Origin of the sequence: Jeotgalibacillus sp. JSM ZJ347 (genome assembly GCF_044383825.1) — a bacterium.
Taxonomy (GTDB): domain Bacteria; phylum Bacillota; class Bacilli; order Bacillales; family Jeotgalibacillaceae; genus Jeotgalibacillus.
Window position 1 is genome coordinate 463,566 of record NZ_JBISEN010000002.1, and the last position, 12,199, is coordinate 475,764.

The window sequence follows — 12,199 nt, forward strand, 5'->3', positions numbered from 1 at the left end:
AATGCTAATAGACTGTATGATGCTGCAACCGATAAGGAGGGCGTATATGTCCGAAACGATTGAAAGTTTAAAAACAGAGATTGCGCTGCTGAACCAAAAGCTTGAGGGTTACGAGAAGTATATTAAAGAATTGTCTGTCCCTATTATTCCATCTATTGTACCGCACACGATTCTTGTGCCGCTGACGGGTGGAATGACTGAGGAGAGGTTTGAGTATGTACTGGAGACGATTGTGAGGCATCTTGAAAATGGTGAGGTTGAAAATGTACTGATTGATTTGACCGGTACGAATATACATGATGTTGATGCGTCAGATTATCAGTTAATTGCGGCAAAGATGAAAGATCTTGTTGGCGCTGTGAAGTTAATGGGAGCAAGAACGATTTTTGTTGGATTTTCACCGCTTTTTGCACGCGAAATGGTGCTTTCAGGCGTGTTAAAAGAGATTCAAATTCAATCATTTGCTAATTTCAGAAGTGCGTTGCAGCATATTGTGCAAGCAAAAGGTTATAAAATTAATCAGACATGAAATAAACCTGCCGGATCTTTCTGGCAGGTTTATTTTTGCAGATTTTTAAAAGCACGATTACCACCAGTCTACAAACACGACAGCTAAAATAAACGCGCCGGCCAACGCGAAGTCAGTGTAGGCACCGGTGCGTTTTGCCTCAGTTTCCAGCCGTTCAAACCCGGTTAAAATAAATATAAAGCTAATCGCTAAAATTAAATAATAAATAGGAAATAATACATGGCTCGTGAATGCAGTATAAAGCGCAATCGCACTTGCGATCACTGCAAGAACCAGTCTGATACTTTTAAGTAGAAGCATGAAGATCCCCCGAGATATGTATTGGTAAAATCTGATAGCTTCAGTGTAGCATATGGACTTTTTATCCAATAGGTCAGGAAGTCATACTTTTGCAGGGTATTCACAAAAAAATCCTGAATGCTGACTTCACTCAACATCCAGGATCACGTATTACATTAAAAGGATCAAACTTGAAGCCATCACGATCATACCGGCAACCATTCCATACATAGCGTGGTGTGCTTTACCATATTCACGCGCAGCAGGCAGCAGGCCATCCAGTGAAATGAAAACCATGATTCCACCAACAGCAGCGAATACCAAACCAAACAATGTATCTGTTAAGAAAGGCATTAAAATCAGGAAGCCGATTAGTGCGCCGGCCGGTTCAGCAAGGCCTGACAGGAATGAAAGCTTAAATGCTTTTCGGCGGGATCCGGTAGCGTAATAAATTGGCACTGATACCGCAATCCCCTCAGGAATATTATGCAGTGCAATCGCAATTGCAATCGCAATACCGACAGCCGGATCATCCAGTGCGGATATGAAAGTTGCAAGTCCCTCTGGAAAGTTGTGAATCGCAATGGCAAGTGCCATGAAGACACCCATTTTTCTTAAACGCAAAGCAGCACTTTTACTGAGTGTCGCTTTTTTTGTTGCTTTTGCTGCGATCGTTTCACCATCTTCAGGGTCCTGTGCCGACTCAACAAACTTAGATTCATGAGGATTTCCAACTGTAGGAATTAATTTATCTATGAGTCCAATTAATACCATACCGGCAAAGAACGCAATCACTGTAAATAATGTTCCTGCCTGCTCACCGTGTCCAACAGTTAACTCATCCAATGCTTTTGGAAAAATTTCGATAAATGAAACATAAATCATAACTCCGGCTGAAAAGCCAAGTGTAACAGACAGAAATGCAGTATTAGTCCGCTTCGCAAAAAACGCAAACATACTGCCCACACCCGTTGCGAGGCCCGCAAACAATGTTAATAAAAACGCAAATAAAACTGCTCCATCCATTCTGCATTCTCCTTTAGATTAAAATCATTCTAAGCATACTATATGATAAAAGTTTGTTTAGTGCAACTTTTTTGTGAGCGTATAATAAACGTTGCTTTAACTAAAAGATAACATTTCATTCGTTGTTGCATATCTTTAAAAACAGATTATTCAAATAAATTTCTTTTAATGGTATCATTTACCTGTATAAATGACGAACATCGCAGGGGGTTGTATGGATAAATTCGGGAAGTGGGTTCAGGCAGCCGGGGGAATTGTGATCAGTGTGATTGCGCCATTCCTGGAGATTTATCTGGATTTTAGTCTGCAGAGACTCCTCCAGGTCGTTCTTCTGGGTTCACTGATTACATTATGGGGGCTGATCCTGACAAGGGAAGAAGATAAAAGCCTGCCATTAATTATTTTCGGCTGTATCGGGCTTGCGTGCTATGTCTATTTAAATGAATTGTGGCTCGCCATTGCGTTGGGTATTTCAGGAGCCGTGCTGAGCGGGCTGAATTTTTTGCTGAGGCGAAAAGAGTCAAAGGAAGAAGAGGGTGTTCAATTGCCTTATGAATAACATTAGAATATGTAAAAGTCACCTGGCTACTTTACAATAGAAGAAATACGTGTTGTGAAAGGGCTGAGCTTATGGAATCATTACCGATCATTGTTACAATGTGTGGAAGTCTCAGAAAAGATTCGCTGAACCGTAAGCTGATGAACGAAATCATTCATCAGTCAGAGGGAAAGTGGTCTGTAAAAGAAGCAGAAATAGATGAACTCCCACTGTTCAATGAGGATATTGAAGCAGAGGGAGACCCTGAATCTGTTAAAACTTTTCGCAGAAAGCTGAACGAAGCAGATGGTGTGCTGATCGTCACGCCTGAATATAACGCCGGGATGCCTGGCGGATTAAAGAACGCACTCGACTGGGCTTCCCGTTCACCTGAAGAATTCTCAATTAAAAACCTGCCAGTCGCTATAGCCGGCGCATCAAATGGAAATGTCGGGACCGCGCTCTCACAGATGCAGGTGAGGCAGACGCTTACCAATATGAATGCTAATATCATGACAAACCCGAAAATTATTGCAAGCCGTTACCAGACAAAAATTGATCCTGAGTCCGGCAGGCTGACAGATGAAGGCACTGAAAAGCAAATTGATAGATTTATTGATGGTTTTACGAAGTTTATCGCTGTTTTCGGGGAGTAAATGCTAGTGTGGGGATGGAGGTGAAGTGTCATAGCATGACACTTCACCTCCATCCCCACGCTGTACATTCACTCCTCACACTTAGTTTCCCAAAATAAAAATTCGGGTATAGAAAAAACAGTCAACGGTTTATAAACCATGACGACATCACCTTTTGCTAGTTTTGGCTCCCTATTGTCCAGTAGGGGGCATTTTTTGTTTGTTTAGCGTAAGCGCCTTATGCTTGTCGGATCTGAACAAGGCGCTTCCGCTTTTCGATTGGACAAGGTTCAAATTTTAACCAGCTGCCTCCTATTGACAAAGCCTTCCAATAGGAGTATTTTATCGTCAATAAGATGGAATCGAGGCGCTGTGATGAAGTTGAAAAGGGTGGAATTATCACCGCCTCAGTTTTTGATGGCGGGGTTTGGAATTACGATTCTGATCGGTACTTTTTTATTGAAGCTTCCGGTATCAACGTTTGACGGAATTACCTGGTTAAATGCATTTTTTACAGCGACATCAGCGACAACTGTGACTGGGCTTGTGACAGTAGATACAGGAACAGTGTTTACACTTTTTGGCGAGGCTGTCATTATGATATTGATCCAGGTCGGGGGGCTTGGGTTTATGACGTTTGCTGTACTGGTTATTCTTTTTTTGAGAAAAAAGATCACACTGAAAGAGAGGCTGCTGATTCAGGAAGCACTCAGTCAGACGTCTATAGGCGGTGTGGTAAGACTTGTATTGTCATTGTTTATTTTTTCTTTGGTGATTGAACTTGCGGGCATGGTTTTGCTTGCGACGGTATGGGTACCGGAGTATGGGTGGATGGAAGGTCTGCATGTCAGCTTATTTCATTCTATTTCTGCATTTAATAATGCGGGGTTTTCGTTGTGGTCAGATAATCTGATGGGATATGTAGGGGATCCGGTCATTAACCTAGTTATTACGGGTCTATTTATTTTTGGCGGGATCGGTTTTACGGTATTAGTGGATGTTCATAGGAAGTCGCAATTTAAAAAGCTGACATTACATTCCAAGCTAATGATTATCGGAACGTTTGTAATTAATATTTTTGCTCTGTTGTTTATCTTTTTCTCAGAATATAGTAACCCCGGAACGATCGGAAATATGTCATTGATCGATAAGTTTTGGGCTTCATATTTTCAGGGGGTCACAACCAGAACGGCTGGTTTTAATTCAATAAATATTGGCAGTATGGAGGAATCGTCTGTTTTATTTATGATGGCGCTCATGTTTGTTGGTGCGGGAAGTGGGTCAACAGGAAGTGGCATTAAGCTGACAACGGCGATTATTATTCTGTTGACGTTTATTACGTTTTTGCAAAACAAAAGTGAAGTATCGGTATTTGGGCGTACGATTAGAAATAATATTGTGATGAGAGCATTTTCAATTACTTTTGCCGGTTTTATTACTGTTTTTATATGTCTGCTTGGATTGACACTGACTGATCCTGAGCTGCCATTTTTGGAAGTCGCATTTGAGGTGTTTTCAGCATTTGGCACGGTTGGTCTTTCGATGGGGATCACAGCTGAACTCAGTGTGCCTGGTAAGATCATTATCATTATATTAATGTTTTTAGGGCGTGTAGGACCGATCACGCTGGCTTTCTCTTTAGCAACAATTAAACCGGATAAAGTCCGATATGCAAAAGAAGACGTTTATACAGGTTAAAAAGTACAGGAGCATGCTTTCAGCTCCTGTACTTTTTTAAATGGACTGATTCACTTGATTGCCAAGAGACGCTTTTGGGAACATAACAGTAATCGTTGTACCCCAGTTCATTTTACTGTTTACCTTGATATCGCCGTGATTGTCTCTAATCAGCTTAAAGCAGACTGCCATGCCGATACCGGTACCTTTTTCCTTATTAGTGTAGTATGGTTCACCAATTCTTGAAAGTCGGGATTTGGCAATGCCTTTTCCATTATCGATTATCCGGATTCTGATGTTTTCCCCTGTGAGATCGACTTTAATTTTGATTTTACTTTCCGGCACCGTTGCTTCAAGGCTGTTTTTCAGAAAATTAATCATGATCTGCTTGAAATGAGATTTCTGAATATTGATCAGTCCATTTGACTTAAGCAGGTTTTCAATTGCGATCACTTTGTTTTCTTTGATCGCGACCGATTGATACAGGAAATGAATATTTTCGAGTTCTTCTGCTACATTGATGATCTCTTTGTTCTCTTCCTGCTCATCTTTAGCTTCCGGACGTGCGAGAAGCAGGAGTTCTTTTAAGACTTCAACAATCCTGTCTATTTCATTTAAAATAATGTTTTCGAGTTTTGGATCTTCTGTTTTTTCTTTTGCGAGCTGAATGAGTCCTCTGACCGTTGTGAGCGGGTTACGGATCTCATGGGCGATGCTTGCTGCGAGTTCCCCGACGACTTTTGATTTTTCAGATTCAAGTAGAAGCCGTTCGTTCTGCTTTTGTTCTGTATAGTCCACGCCGATAAACAGGGTGTAGACTTCACGGTCGTCGAGTTCAATCGTTTCAAAGCTCCACTTCACATAACGCAGTTCTCCGGAACGGGTCAGCATTCTGTCCTGTTCGGGGTTAAGCTCGCGTATTGCAAGTAGCGCTGACAGATCCTGATGCGTCAGCTGTTCTTTTGAAACTGACAGCAGTTCGCAGATCGAGTCGTTCAAACGGATAATTTGATTGTTCTGATCAATGACTGCAAGGTAATTCGGATTAATATCCATAATTTTTTCAAGCAGTGTACGCTGGCGGGCCAGATGATCGTTTGCCTGAATCAGCATGCCCGACTGCATGCGTACGTAACTTAGAAACAGTAAGATCGCAATAATAATTGAATTAAAGCTTGAAAAATATAATGGGAGCGGACTGAATGCGCTCAGTACCCCGTTGATAAAGATAAAGATGGAACCAATACTAATTTGCAAGTAAAAGGTTTTGAGCGTCCGGGTTTGAATCCGGCTGGCTGCTATGGCAAAAAGAAATGTATTGGTAATGACCAGCAGCGTATTGATCATAAATGTAATATTCAATTCTCCATACAGTGGCATCATGTGTTCCGGTGAATACATTCCGTCCTGAACAGATTCATAGCCGTTTATACCGGCGACTGTGAAATTAACCAGGTATACAATGGTGCTGATGGCTATTAGTATGACAAACCATTTCATTCTGAAGATTTTCCTGAATGCTGCGAGTTCAGGGTTTTGTTTCACCATTAGAACGCCAAGAATATACATAACCGGCATCAGAAAAATGGGTCCTGATCTGAAAAACCTGAATAACCAGTCGATCACTGTGATTGTAAAGACGTCCTGGCTGTATAACACGGCAATTCCCATCTGCCAGAGCGATATCAGGAAAAGAAAGATTGAAAAAGATTTTGTATTAACTGATCTTGAGTAAAAAAGTAAAGATGCCGCTAAGAATAACGGTATGCTGGCTAATGCCATTAGTAAAAAGAACGCCATGGAAGGGTCTTCCTTTCGCTTATTCAACATGCGGGAGATTCGCCAAGCCCACATCTTTAATGTTTAATTTTAGCAAATTGCCGCGTGTTTGCACACTGCGAATGCCCTTTACTTTTATAAAATCTTTGTGAAGAAAGTAAAAAGAGCCTTTTTTTTAAAGGCTCCCCTGGATTTATTGAGTACTTTTTGCGGTCTTTGTGTGAGCTTGTTTTTCCGGATCCCGCTGTGGTTCAATATCCTGACCGCGTTCTTTTTTCAAACGCTGTTCAACTGAATCATTTTTTGTGTCTTTATTCATGGCTTTTCCCCTCCTGTCACAATTATTCTTCCGTTTATTCTAAAAAATATTCAAAAACAGGTTATAAAGAGTTTCATTTAGGGAAATAAATATATGCGTTAATAATCGTTGATATTGTAGAGTCGAGAGGATGAGTTATATTTCCAGAAGGTTGAAGTGCAGTAAGTGTAATAAATGGATGGTACTTTACGAAGAAATTCACCTGAAAGTAATCCGTCCATCAGCAAAGAACGGGGAAAAAGGGCTGTACGAACCTTCTTGTAGAGATTGTACAATTGCGATGAGAAGTAATGGTCTGGAGAAAAGATGAAAGCAGGCATCAGCTGCCTGCTTTTTGTATGCGCTATAATTCTTTTTTGAAAACGTAGCTGACTTTATTATAGTCCATTTTTGCCTCGTAAAAACGATGGGCGTCTGTACGCTGAAGTCCGGAAGACAGGGCGACACGTTCATAGCCATTTTCAGATGCCCATTGATGCACGAAATCCAATAGTTTTTCACCATACCCGTGCGATCGCCTCTTTTGGTCTGTGACAAGGTCGCATACCCATACAAATCTCCCGTAATATAGTGTGATCATTGGTTTAAAGCCTGCCAGGGCGACTATGTCATCTTCTTCATAAAGGGCGAAAAGTCTGTAACTATCTGTTTGACGGGCCTCTTCTACAAGAGACAGGTAAGAATCTTTTTCTAAATGTGTACGCAACTGCTTCATGACTGGAAAAGCTGCTACAAATTCTTCAGTTGTGGTACATTCTATTATTCCGGTTGTGTTCATAAAAATCCTCCGTTTAAACTGGATCAGCAGTCAGGAGCATCACAAATGATGCGAGTGAAGCAACGTTAATAACTGAAAAGATCAGACCGAGAATCATGTAAATATTGACCCGGTGAAACACAAACAGTTGAATGCTTCCCATTACAACCGACCCTGCGAAAAGTACAGCCGCTGCCGTCGCAAGCGGTGTGGAAAACGAGGCAGGTGCCAGTCCGATCAGAACGACAATACCGGTAATGGCCGCTGTCAGTATCAGGAATAATATGCTTTTAACTTCAGGGCGTAAAAAAGACATTGCCAACCTCCTTTTACGGCGTCATCAGCCATTTAAAAGCGTCAGGAAATTCTTTTCTCCACGTAGATTCATGGTGCCTTCCGTTTTCAATAATGTCAAACGATATCAGTGTATATATAGATGAGCATAGCATAAGCCTAACGCAAGTAATGCTGTAAGCTGTCGAATATTGCCCGGGAAATGAATCTTTTTTCCAAGTCAAACGTAAATATTGGTAAGGAGCTGATCGGATGGAACAAACAAATACTCAATCAATTGTGTCACTCACATTAGGCGTATTATCATTGCTGGTCCCATTTCTCGGTATTTTTCTCGGGATCGCTGGTATCATTACTGCGAATATTTCAATGAAACAGATTGCTATTAGTGAAAAAGGCGGAAAAGGACTCGCGATCTCAGGTATGATCTGCAGCATTGTTGGGCTGATTATTCAGCTGTTTACAGTACTTGCTTGGTTCTTTTTTATTGGTGTAGCATTTCTGACCGGATGATAGGAGGGGAAGTGTGAAAAAATCAATACAGACTAAAAAAAGTATTAAATATTGGGCTGGTTTTGGATTCGTGATGTTTTTAATCATGGCTTTTGTTGATTTTGTAAATGACCAGGAAATCATCTGGTCCGAAAATATTCTTATCACGCTCCTGACCATCATGATTGTCTCGTTTGTGGATTGGGCGTGGGATAGTAAGGATTATAATAAAAAATCATAAGTTACATATTAGAGACCGGAGCCGTATTCCGGTTTTTTTATATGTGTGCGAAACTATTTTCAAAGACACGTCGTCGAACTTCTGAAGCCGGCAGCGATTTTGCTATGGAGACATAAGCTTATTTTCACAATCTCCTGGACTACCCAAACATTGTTCTGAACTCCAATGAAAATTTCATGAACACACCTTATTATTTGAGGGACAAAGCCAAAAATCTTCTGAACCATCCACGTAATCTCCTGAACCCGCCACAACTCCCACCCCAATTAAGTGACCTCCACCCCCAAAACCTGTATCATAAATCAAAAAGGGGATACGACCATGGACTCTGCCAATTCCCGCGCTTTTCTGCGTGATTTTAATGAGATAGAGAGTTATCTGAAGACAAAGCATAATAAAGGTGACTATATGAGCTTTCAGGCGCTGCTGGATAAAGCGGCGCAGCGGAATGACCGGATTGTAAAGCGGTATATCAGTGACCTGAAGGAAATTGCCGAGCTGAGGAATGCCATTGTACATACGTATACAAACGAGGTGCTGGCTGAACCGACGCCTTATATTGTGAATCTGATTGAAGAGATCAGAAGCAAGCTTGTGGTGCCGCCGACTGTTGAGCGATTTGTAAAAGAGGTTGTTACATTACATGAGGATTCGTCTTTGAGACAGGTCCTCCACAACATGAATGAAAAAGCTTACTCTCAATTTCCGCTCGTAGATAAACACAACCTGGTGACATCACTTGTCACGGATAGTGGAATCGCAAACTGGCTGGCGGCGCATCTGGATCAGGATCATGTATCGATTAAAAATGTGCAGGTGAAAGACCTCCAGCCTTATGATAAAAAGAAGAAGAGCTACCGTTTTATCAGAAAAGATGCCAGCATGTATGAAGCCCAGGACCGTTTTTCACAGGCAGCTGAACGTGGAGAAAAGCTGGTCACCCTTATCATTACTGAAAACGGAGCCAGCAATAAACCGATCCTCGGCATTATTACGCCGTGGGATGTGATGGAAACCAAAGAGAAGGGAAACAGTAAACCATGAAATTATTTTATGAAGATGTTAATTTACAAACCTTCCAGGCGAAAAAAACCGAAGAAGGAACAGATGAACAGGGGTGTCGCTATGTTGTACTCGATCAAACTGCTTTTTATCCGACAGGAGGGGGACAGCCTCATGACACAGGCCTGCTGAATCAGGCGCATGTCTATGATGTGGAAGAAGTGGACGGAGCAGTCAGACATTATATAGAAGGAACGGATCCGTTACTTGAAACCGTCCATGGTGAAGTAAACTGGGACCGCCGCTTTGATCATATGCAGCAGCATGCAGGTCAGCATATTTTATCAGCTGCTTTTGAAAATAACTTTGATCTAAAGACAGTCAGCTTTCATTTAGGAGAAGAGGTCTGCTCAATTGACCTCGACACTGAAAAGCTGAGTGATGAAGTGCTCAGAATGGCTGAAAACCAGGCAAATGAACTCGTACTTGAAAACCGCCCGATTGAAACAAAATGGGTGAGTCAGGATGAGTTGAAGCAGTATCCTCTCAGAAAAGCTGTAGCTGTCACGGACGATATCAGGCTCGTTATCATCCCGGAAGCTGATTATAACGGATGCGGCGGAACGCATCCGACGTCTACAGGGCAGGTGGGTGCGATTAAAGTTCTTCATACTGAAAAACAGCGTGGACAGACGCGGGTTTATTTTGTCTGCGGGAAGAGAGTGAACAGTCAGCTTAGAGAAAAACATGAAGTGATCCAGACGCTGACTGCTAAAATGAGTGTCCCTCAGGAAAAACTGGCAGAAGCTGCAGAACGGCTTCTTGAGCAGAATCATCAGCTTGAAAAAACCGTAGGGGAGCTCAAAAGTCAGCTGCTAACATTTGAAGCGAAGCAGTACCAGGGAGACCTGATAAAAGAAGTATTCACTGACCGGCCGGTTGCTGAACTTCAGAAGCTTGCCAAAATGATCATCGCTGAAGCAGATCACAAAATCGTTCTGTTTGTAAATGAAACGGATGACAAACTTCAGCTGATTTGCGGAAGAGGCAGCGGGGCGGAGACGAATATGAATCAGCTGATCAAGTCTGTATTGCCGCTCATTAATGGACGGGGAGGCGGCAAGCCTGACTTTGCACAAGGTGGCGGAGAAAAGCTGATGTCAGCGGCTGAACTATTAAATGCGTGTGAAAAGGAATTACATTAAAAAAAGGATTGTCTGTGAGTTTACTCTCCAGACAGTCCTTTTTTTGTTTGACTCTTTATCCTCAGCTACCTCAATGCATCCGTTCACCTATACTACTAAAAAATAGAGCGCCAATTATCGGCGCTCTGACTCATTTAGATATTCACTTTTTCAAGACTATCAAGTGCCTGTTTCACAGTTGTAAATGCCCGCGTATTTTTAAAGTCAATGAGTCCGCTATCTACAAGGGATTTTACCGTGTCAGGTCTGAAACCTGTCGCGAGCACTTGTACACCTAGAAGCTGGAGCATGCCTTTCATCTGGTTTAAATATTGTGCTACTTCAATCTCAACAGGCGTAATACCTGAAAAATCGATAATCGCATATGTAACATCAGATCCTGACAGCTCGGGTAGTACATTCTCTAAAATGTATTTTGCGCGATAAGCAGTCATTTCACCGATCAACGGAAGGACAACGACGCCTTCCCTTACAGGTACGATTGGTGCAGAAAGACGAGCTGCTTCTTCTTGATAACGCTCTTCCATCCGCTCAGTCATTGCTTCATAAGCGAACACTGTTTCATTCAGGCTTGTATCGAGTAGAAGGTCAACTTTTTTAATAATTTCAGCTTGTTCTTTAATGCAAAGATTCAGCTGCTCACTAATATTGTTGACAACGTCTATAAATACTTCACGAGTAGGCTGGTAGCGGACAATGATTTCAGAAATTTTCCCGCCAGCTGCTACCTGCATTGCTGCGTTTTCCTTACTCCAGTTGATCAAAGCTTCAGGCGCAGTGGATCTGTGCTGTTCAGCGAGGTCACCAAGAAAAGTTAAGAATTCCTTATACATCTCAACCGCGTTATCACGCTCATCAGCCGGGATCTTCAGGCTGGCTCTATCAATGACTGAATCCACAATTTCTATCGCCAACTCTGTTTTATGACTGTTCACATATTCTGCAAATTTAATGAGATGAGGCAAAGTAGTTCACACCTTTTTACTTTTATTTTACTGCATGGAAGTTGTTTTGACTATATGGCGGAGGTGAGATTGAGTGGAAGGTCATGGTGCAGGAGGGGGTGTTCGACGCAAAACAGGTGTTGTTCGCTGCTTAATGTACATTGTTCGCGACATAACACGGATTGTTCGCCACTCAATCAGTTATGTTCGACACTAAATAGCTGATGTTCGCTACTTCGTGTCATTTGACCTATGTGCGAAGCGAAAAAAACCTTCCCGCAGACGAAGTCTGGGGAAGGTTTTTCGGATTCTTGCTCTCTTACTGGATCCAGCTCCAGGCGCTAGCTCCTCGGGTCATAAGCCGCGCATCGATAAACGGGAAAGGTCACCCGTTTTTCGCTCCGCGTCTTATGCCCGTCGGAGCTGAACGAGCGCCTTCCGCTTTTCTAGTGATCCAGCTCCGACTCGCAGCCCCTCGAGTC

General features: G+C 42.2%; 16 protein-coding genes. 9 read left to right on the top strand and 7 right to left on the bottom strand.

What is annotated here, in order from left to right; all coding sequences use genetic code 11:
• Window positions 1-46: 46 nt before the first annotated feature.
• Entirely contained in the window at window positions 47-529 is a 483-nt protein-coding gene (locus ACH6CZ_RS08095; protein WP_374096924.1) for an STAS domain-containing protein, read from the top strand.
• A gap of 57 nt (window positions 530-586) precedes the next feature.
• Here the strand turns inward: ACH6CZ_RS08095 and ACH6CZ_RS08100 are convergent, their stop codons facing one another.
• On the bottom strand, window positions 587-829 hold the full coding sequence (locus ACH6CZ_RS08100) for a hypothetical protein (RefSeq protein WP_374096925.1): 243 nt from the start codon (window positions 827-829) through the stop codon (window positions 587-589).
• A gap of 150 nt (window positions 830-979) precedes the next feature.
• Window positions 980-1,834: a zinc transporter ZupT gene (gene zupT, locus ACH6CZ_RS08105; RefSeq protein ID WP_374096926.1), complete on the bottom strand. Its 855-nt coding sequence runs from the start codon at window positions 1,832-1,834 to the stop codon at window positions 980-982.
• Window positions 1,835-2,048: 214 nt separating this feature from the next.
• Between zupT and ACH6CZ_RS08110 the strand changes: the two genes are divergently transcribed.
• The 3 genes from ACH6CZ_RS08110 (at window position 2,049) to ACH6CZ_RS08120 (ending at window position 4,705) form a co-directional block, all read left to right on the top strand.
• Window positions 2,049-2,393 (top strand): hypothetical protein, encoded by a 345-nt coding sequence (locus ACH6CZ_RS08110; RefSeq protein WP_374096927.1) that lies wholly within the window; start codon window positions 2,049-2,051, stop codon window positions 2,391-2,393.
• Window positions 2,394-2,464: 71 nt separating this feature from the next.
• Complete coding sequence (locus ACH6CZ_RS08115; RefSeq protein WP_374096928.1) at window positions 2,465-3,028, top strand: NADPH-dependent FMN reductase; 564 nt, start codon at window positions 2,465-2,467, stop codon at window positions 3,026-3,028.
• A 354-nt stretch (window positions 3,029-3,382) separates the two neighbouring features.
• Window positions 3,383-4,705 (top strand): TrkH family potassium uptake protein, encoded by a 1,323-nt coding sequence (locus tag ACH6CZ_RS08120; RefSeq protein WP_374096929.1) that lies wholly within the window; start codon window positions 3,383-3,385, stop codon window positions 4,703-4,705.
• Between the two features lie 36 nt (window positions 4,706-4,741).
• Here ACH6CZ_RS08120 and ACH6CZ_RS08125 read toward each other — a convergent pair whose 3' ends face one another.
• Window positions 4,742-6,514 carry an ATP-binding protein gene (locus ACH6CZ_RS08125; RefSeq protein ID WP_374096930.1) on the bottom strand — a complete coding sequence of 591 codons (1,773 nt, stop codon included), beginning with the start codon at window positions 6,512-6,514 and terminating at the stop codon, window positions 4,742-4,744.
• 142 nt (window positions 6,515-6,656) lie between these two features.
• Window positions 6,657-6,782 carry a 3-methyladenine DNA glycosylase gene (locus ACH6CZ_RS08130; protein WP_374096931.1) on the bottom strand — a complete coding sequence of 42 codons (126 nt, stop codon included), beginning with the start codon at window positions 6,780-6,782 and terminating at the stop codon, window positions 6,657-6,659.
• Between the two features lie 130 nt (window positions 6,783-6,912).
• On the opposite strand from ACH6CZ_RS08130, the gene ACH6CZ_RS08135 reads away from it, so the two are divergent.
• On the top strand, window positions 6,913-7,092 hold the full coding sequence (locus ACH6CZ_RS08135; RefSeq protein ID WP_374096932.1) for a hypothetical protein: 180 nt from the start codon (window positions 6,913-6,915) through the stop codon (window positions 7,090-7,092).
• Window positions 7,093-7,125: 33 nt separating this feature from the next.
• Here the strand turns inward: ACH6CZ_RS08135 and ACH6CZ_RS08140 are convergent, their stop codons facing one another.
• On the bottom strand, window positions 7,126-7,560 hold the full coding sequence (locus ACH6CZ_RS08140; RefSeq protein ID WP_374096933.1) for a GNAT family N-acetyltransferase: 435 nt from the start codon (window positions 7,558-7,560) through the stop codon (window positions 7,126-7,128).
• 13 nt (window positions 7,561-7,573) lie between these two features.
• Window positions 7,574-7,855: a hypothetical protein gene (locus ACH6CZ_RS08145; RefSeq protein WP_374096934.1), complete on the bottom strand. Its 282-nt coding sequence runs from the start codon at window positions 7,853-7,855 to the stop codon at window positions 7,574-7,576.
• A 230-nt stretch (window positions 7,856-8,085) separates the two neighbouring features.
• Here ACH6CZ_RS08145 and ACH6CZ_RS08150 point away from each other — a divergent pair, with 230 nt between their 5' ends.
• The 4 genes from ACH6CZ_RS08150 (at window position 8,086) to ACH6CZ_RS08165 (ending at window position 10,773) form a co-directional block, all read left to right on the top strand.
• A complete protein-coding gene (locus ACH6CZ_RS08150) occupies window positions 8,086-8,346 on the top strand; it encodes a DUF4190 domain-containing protein (RefSeq protein ID WP_374096935.1) in 261 nt (86 codons plus the stop codon).
• 13 nt (window positions 8,347-8,359) lie between these two features.
• The gene (locus ACH6CZ_RS08155; RefSeq protein ID WP_374096936.1) at window positions 8,360-8,566 is read left to right on the top strand and encodes a hypothetical protein; all 207 of its coding nucleotides are present in this window, start codon (window positions 8,360-8,362) and stop codon (window positions 8,564-8,566) included.
• A 321-nt stretch (window positions 8,567-8,887) separates the two neighbouring features.
• A complete protein-coding gene (locus tag ACH6CZ_RS08160) occupies window positions 8,888-9,610 on the top strand; it encodes a CBS domain-containing protein (RefSeq protein WP_374096937.1) in 723 nt (240 codons plus the stop codon).
• Window positions 9,607-10,773 (top strand): alanyl-tRNA editing protein, encoded by a 1,167-nt coding sequence (locus ACH6CZ_RS08165; protein WP_374096938.1) that lies wholly within the window; start codon window positions 9,607-9,609, stop codon window positions 10,771-10,773. The genes ACH6CZ_RS08160 and ACH6CZ_RS08165 overlap by 4 nt, the downstream gene beginning before the upstream one ends.
• A gap of 134 nt (window positions 10,774-10,907) precedes the next feature.
• On the opposite strand, the gene ACH6CZ_RS08170 is transcribed toward ACH6CZ_RS08165, so the two are convergent.
• Window positions 10,908-11,738: an STAS domain-containing protein gene (locus ACH6CZ_RS08170; RefSeq protein ID WP_374096939.1), complete on the bottom strand. Its 831-nt coding sequence runs from the start codon at window positions 11,736-11,738 to the stop codon at window positions 10,908-10,910.
• Window positions 11,739-12,199 lie beyond the last annotated feature (461 nt).

What these genes read in the sequence shown, in the direction of transcription:
- ACH6CZ_RS08095 (WP_374096924.1), top strand. Translation starts at nt 47, where the DNA reads ATGTCCGAAACGATTGAAAGTTTAAAAACAGAGATTGCGCTGCTGAAC.
- ACH6CZ_RS08100 (WP_374096925.1), bottom strand. Translation starts at nt 829, where the DNA reads ATGCTTCTACTTAAAAGTATCAGACTGGTTCTTGCAGTGATCGCAAGT.
- zupT (WP_374096926.1), bottom strand. Translation starts at nt 1,834, where the DNA reads ATGGATGGAGCAGTTTTATTTGCGTTTTTATTAACATTGTTTGCGGGC.
- ACH6CZ_RS08110 (WP_374096927.1), top strand. Translation starts at nt 2,049, where the DNA reads ATGGATAAATTCGGGAAGTGGGTTCAGGCAGCCGGGGGAATTGTGATC.
- ACH6CZ_RS08115 (WP_374096928.1), top strand. Translation starts at nt 2,465, where the DNA reads ATGGAATCATTACCGATCATTGTTACAATGTGTGGAAGTCTCAGAAAA.
- ACH6CZ_RS08120 (WP_374096929.1), top strand. Translation starts at nt 3,383, where the DNA reads ATGAAGTTGAAAAGGGTGGAATTATCACCGCCTCAGTTTTTGATGGCG.
- ACH6CZ_RS08125 (WP_374096930.1), bottom strand. Translation starts at nt 6,514, where the DNA reads ATGTTGAATAAGCGAAAGGAAGACCCTTCCATGGCGTTCTTTTTACTA.
- ACH6CZ_RS08130 (WP_374096931.1), bottom strand. Translation starts at nt 6,782, where the DNA reads ATGAATAAAGACACAAAAAATGATTCAGTTGAACAGCGTTTGAAAAAA.
- ACH6CZ_RS08135 (WP_374096932.1), top strand. Translation starts at nt 6,913, where the DNA reads ATGAGTTATATTTCCAGAAGGTTGAAGTGCAGTAAGTGTAATAAATGG.
- ACH6CZ_RS08140 (WP_374096933.1), bottom strand. Translation starts at nt 7,560, where the DNA reads ATGAACACAACCGGAATAATAGAATGTACCACAACTGAAGAATTTGTA.
- ACH6CZ_RS08145 (WP_374096934.1), bottom strand. Translation starts at nt 7,855, where the DNA reads ATGTCTTTTTTACGCCCTGAAGTTAAAAGCATATTATTCCTGATACTG.
- ACH6CZ_RS08150 (WP_374096935.1), top strand. Translation starts at nt 8,086, where the DNA reads ATGGAACAAACAAATACTCAATCAATTGTGTCACTCACATTAGGCGTA.
- ACH6CZ_RS08160 (WP_374096937.1), top strand. Translation starts at nt 8,888, where the DNA reads ATGGACTCTGCCAATTCCCGCGCTTTTCTGCGTGATTTTAATGAGATA.
- ACH6CZ_RS08165 (WP_374096938.1), top strand. Translation starts at nt 9,607, where the DNA reads ATGAAATTATTTTATGAAGATGTTAATTTACAAACCTTCCAGGCGAAA.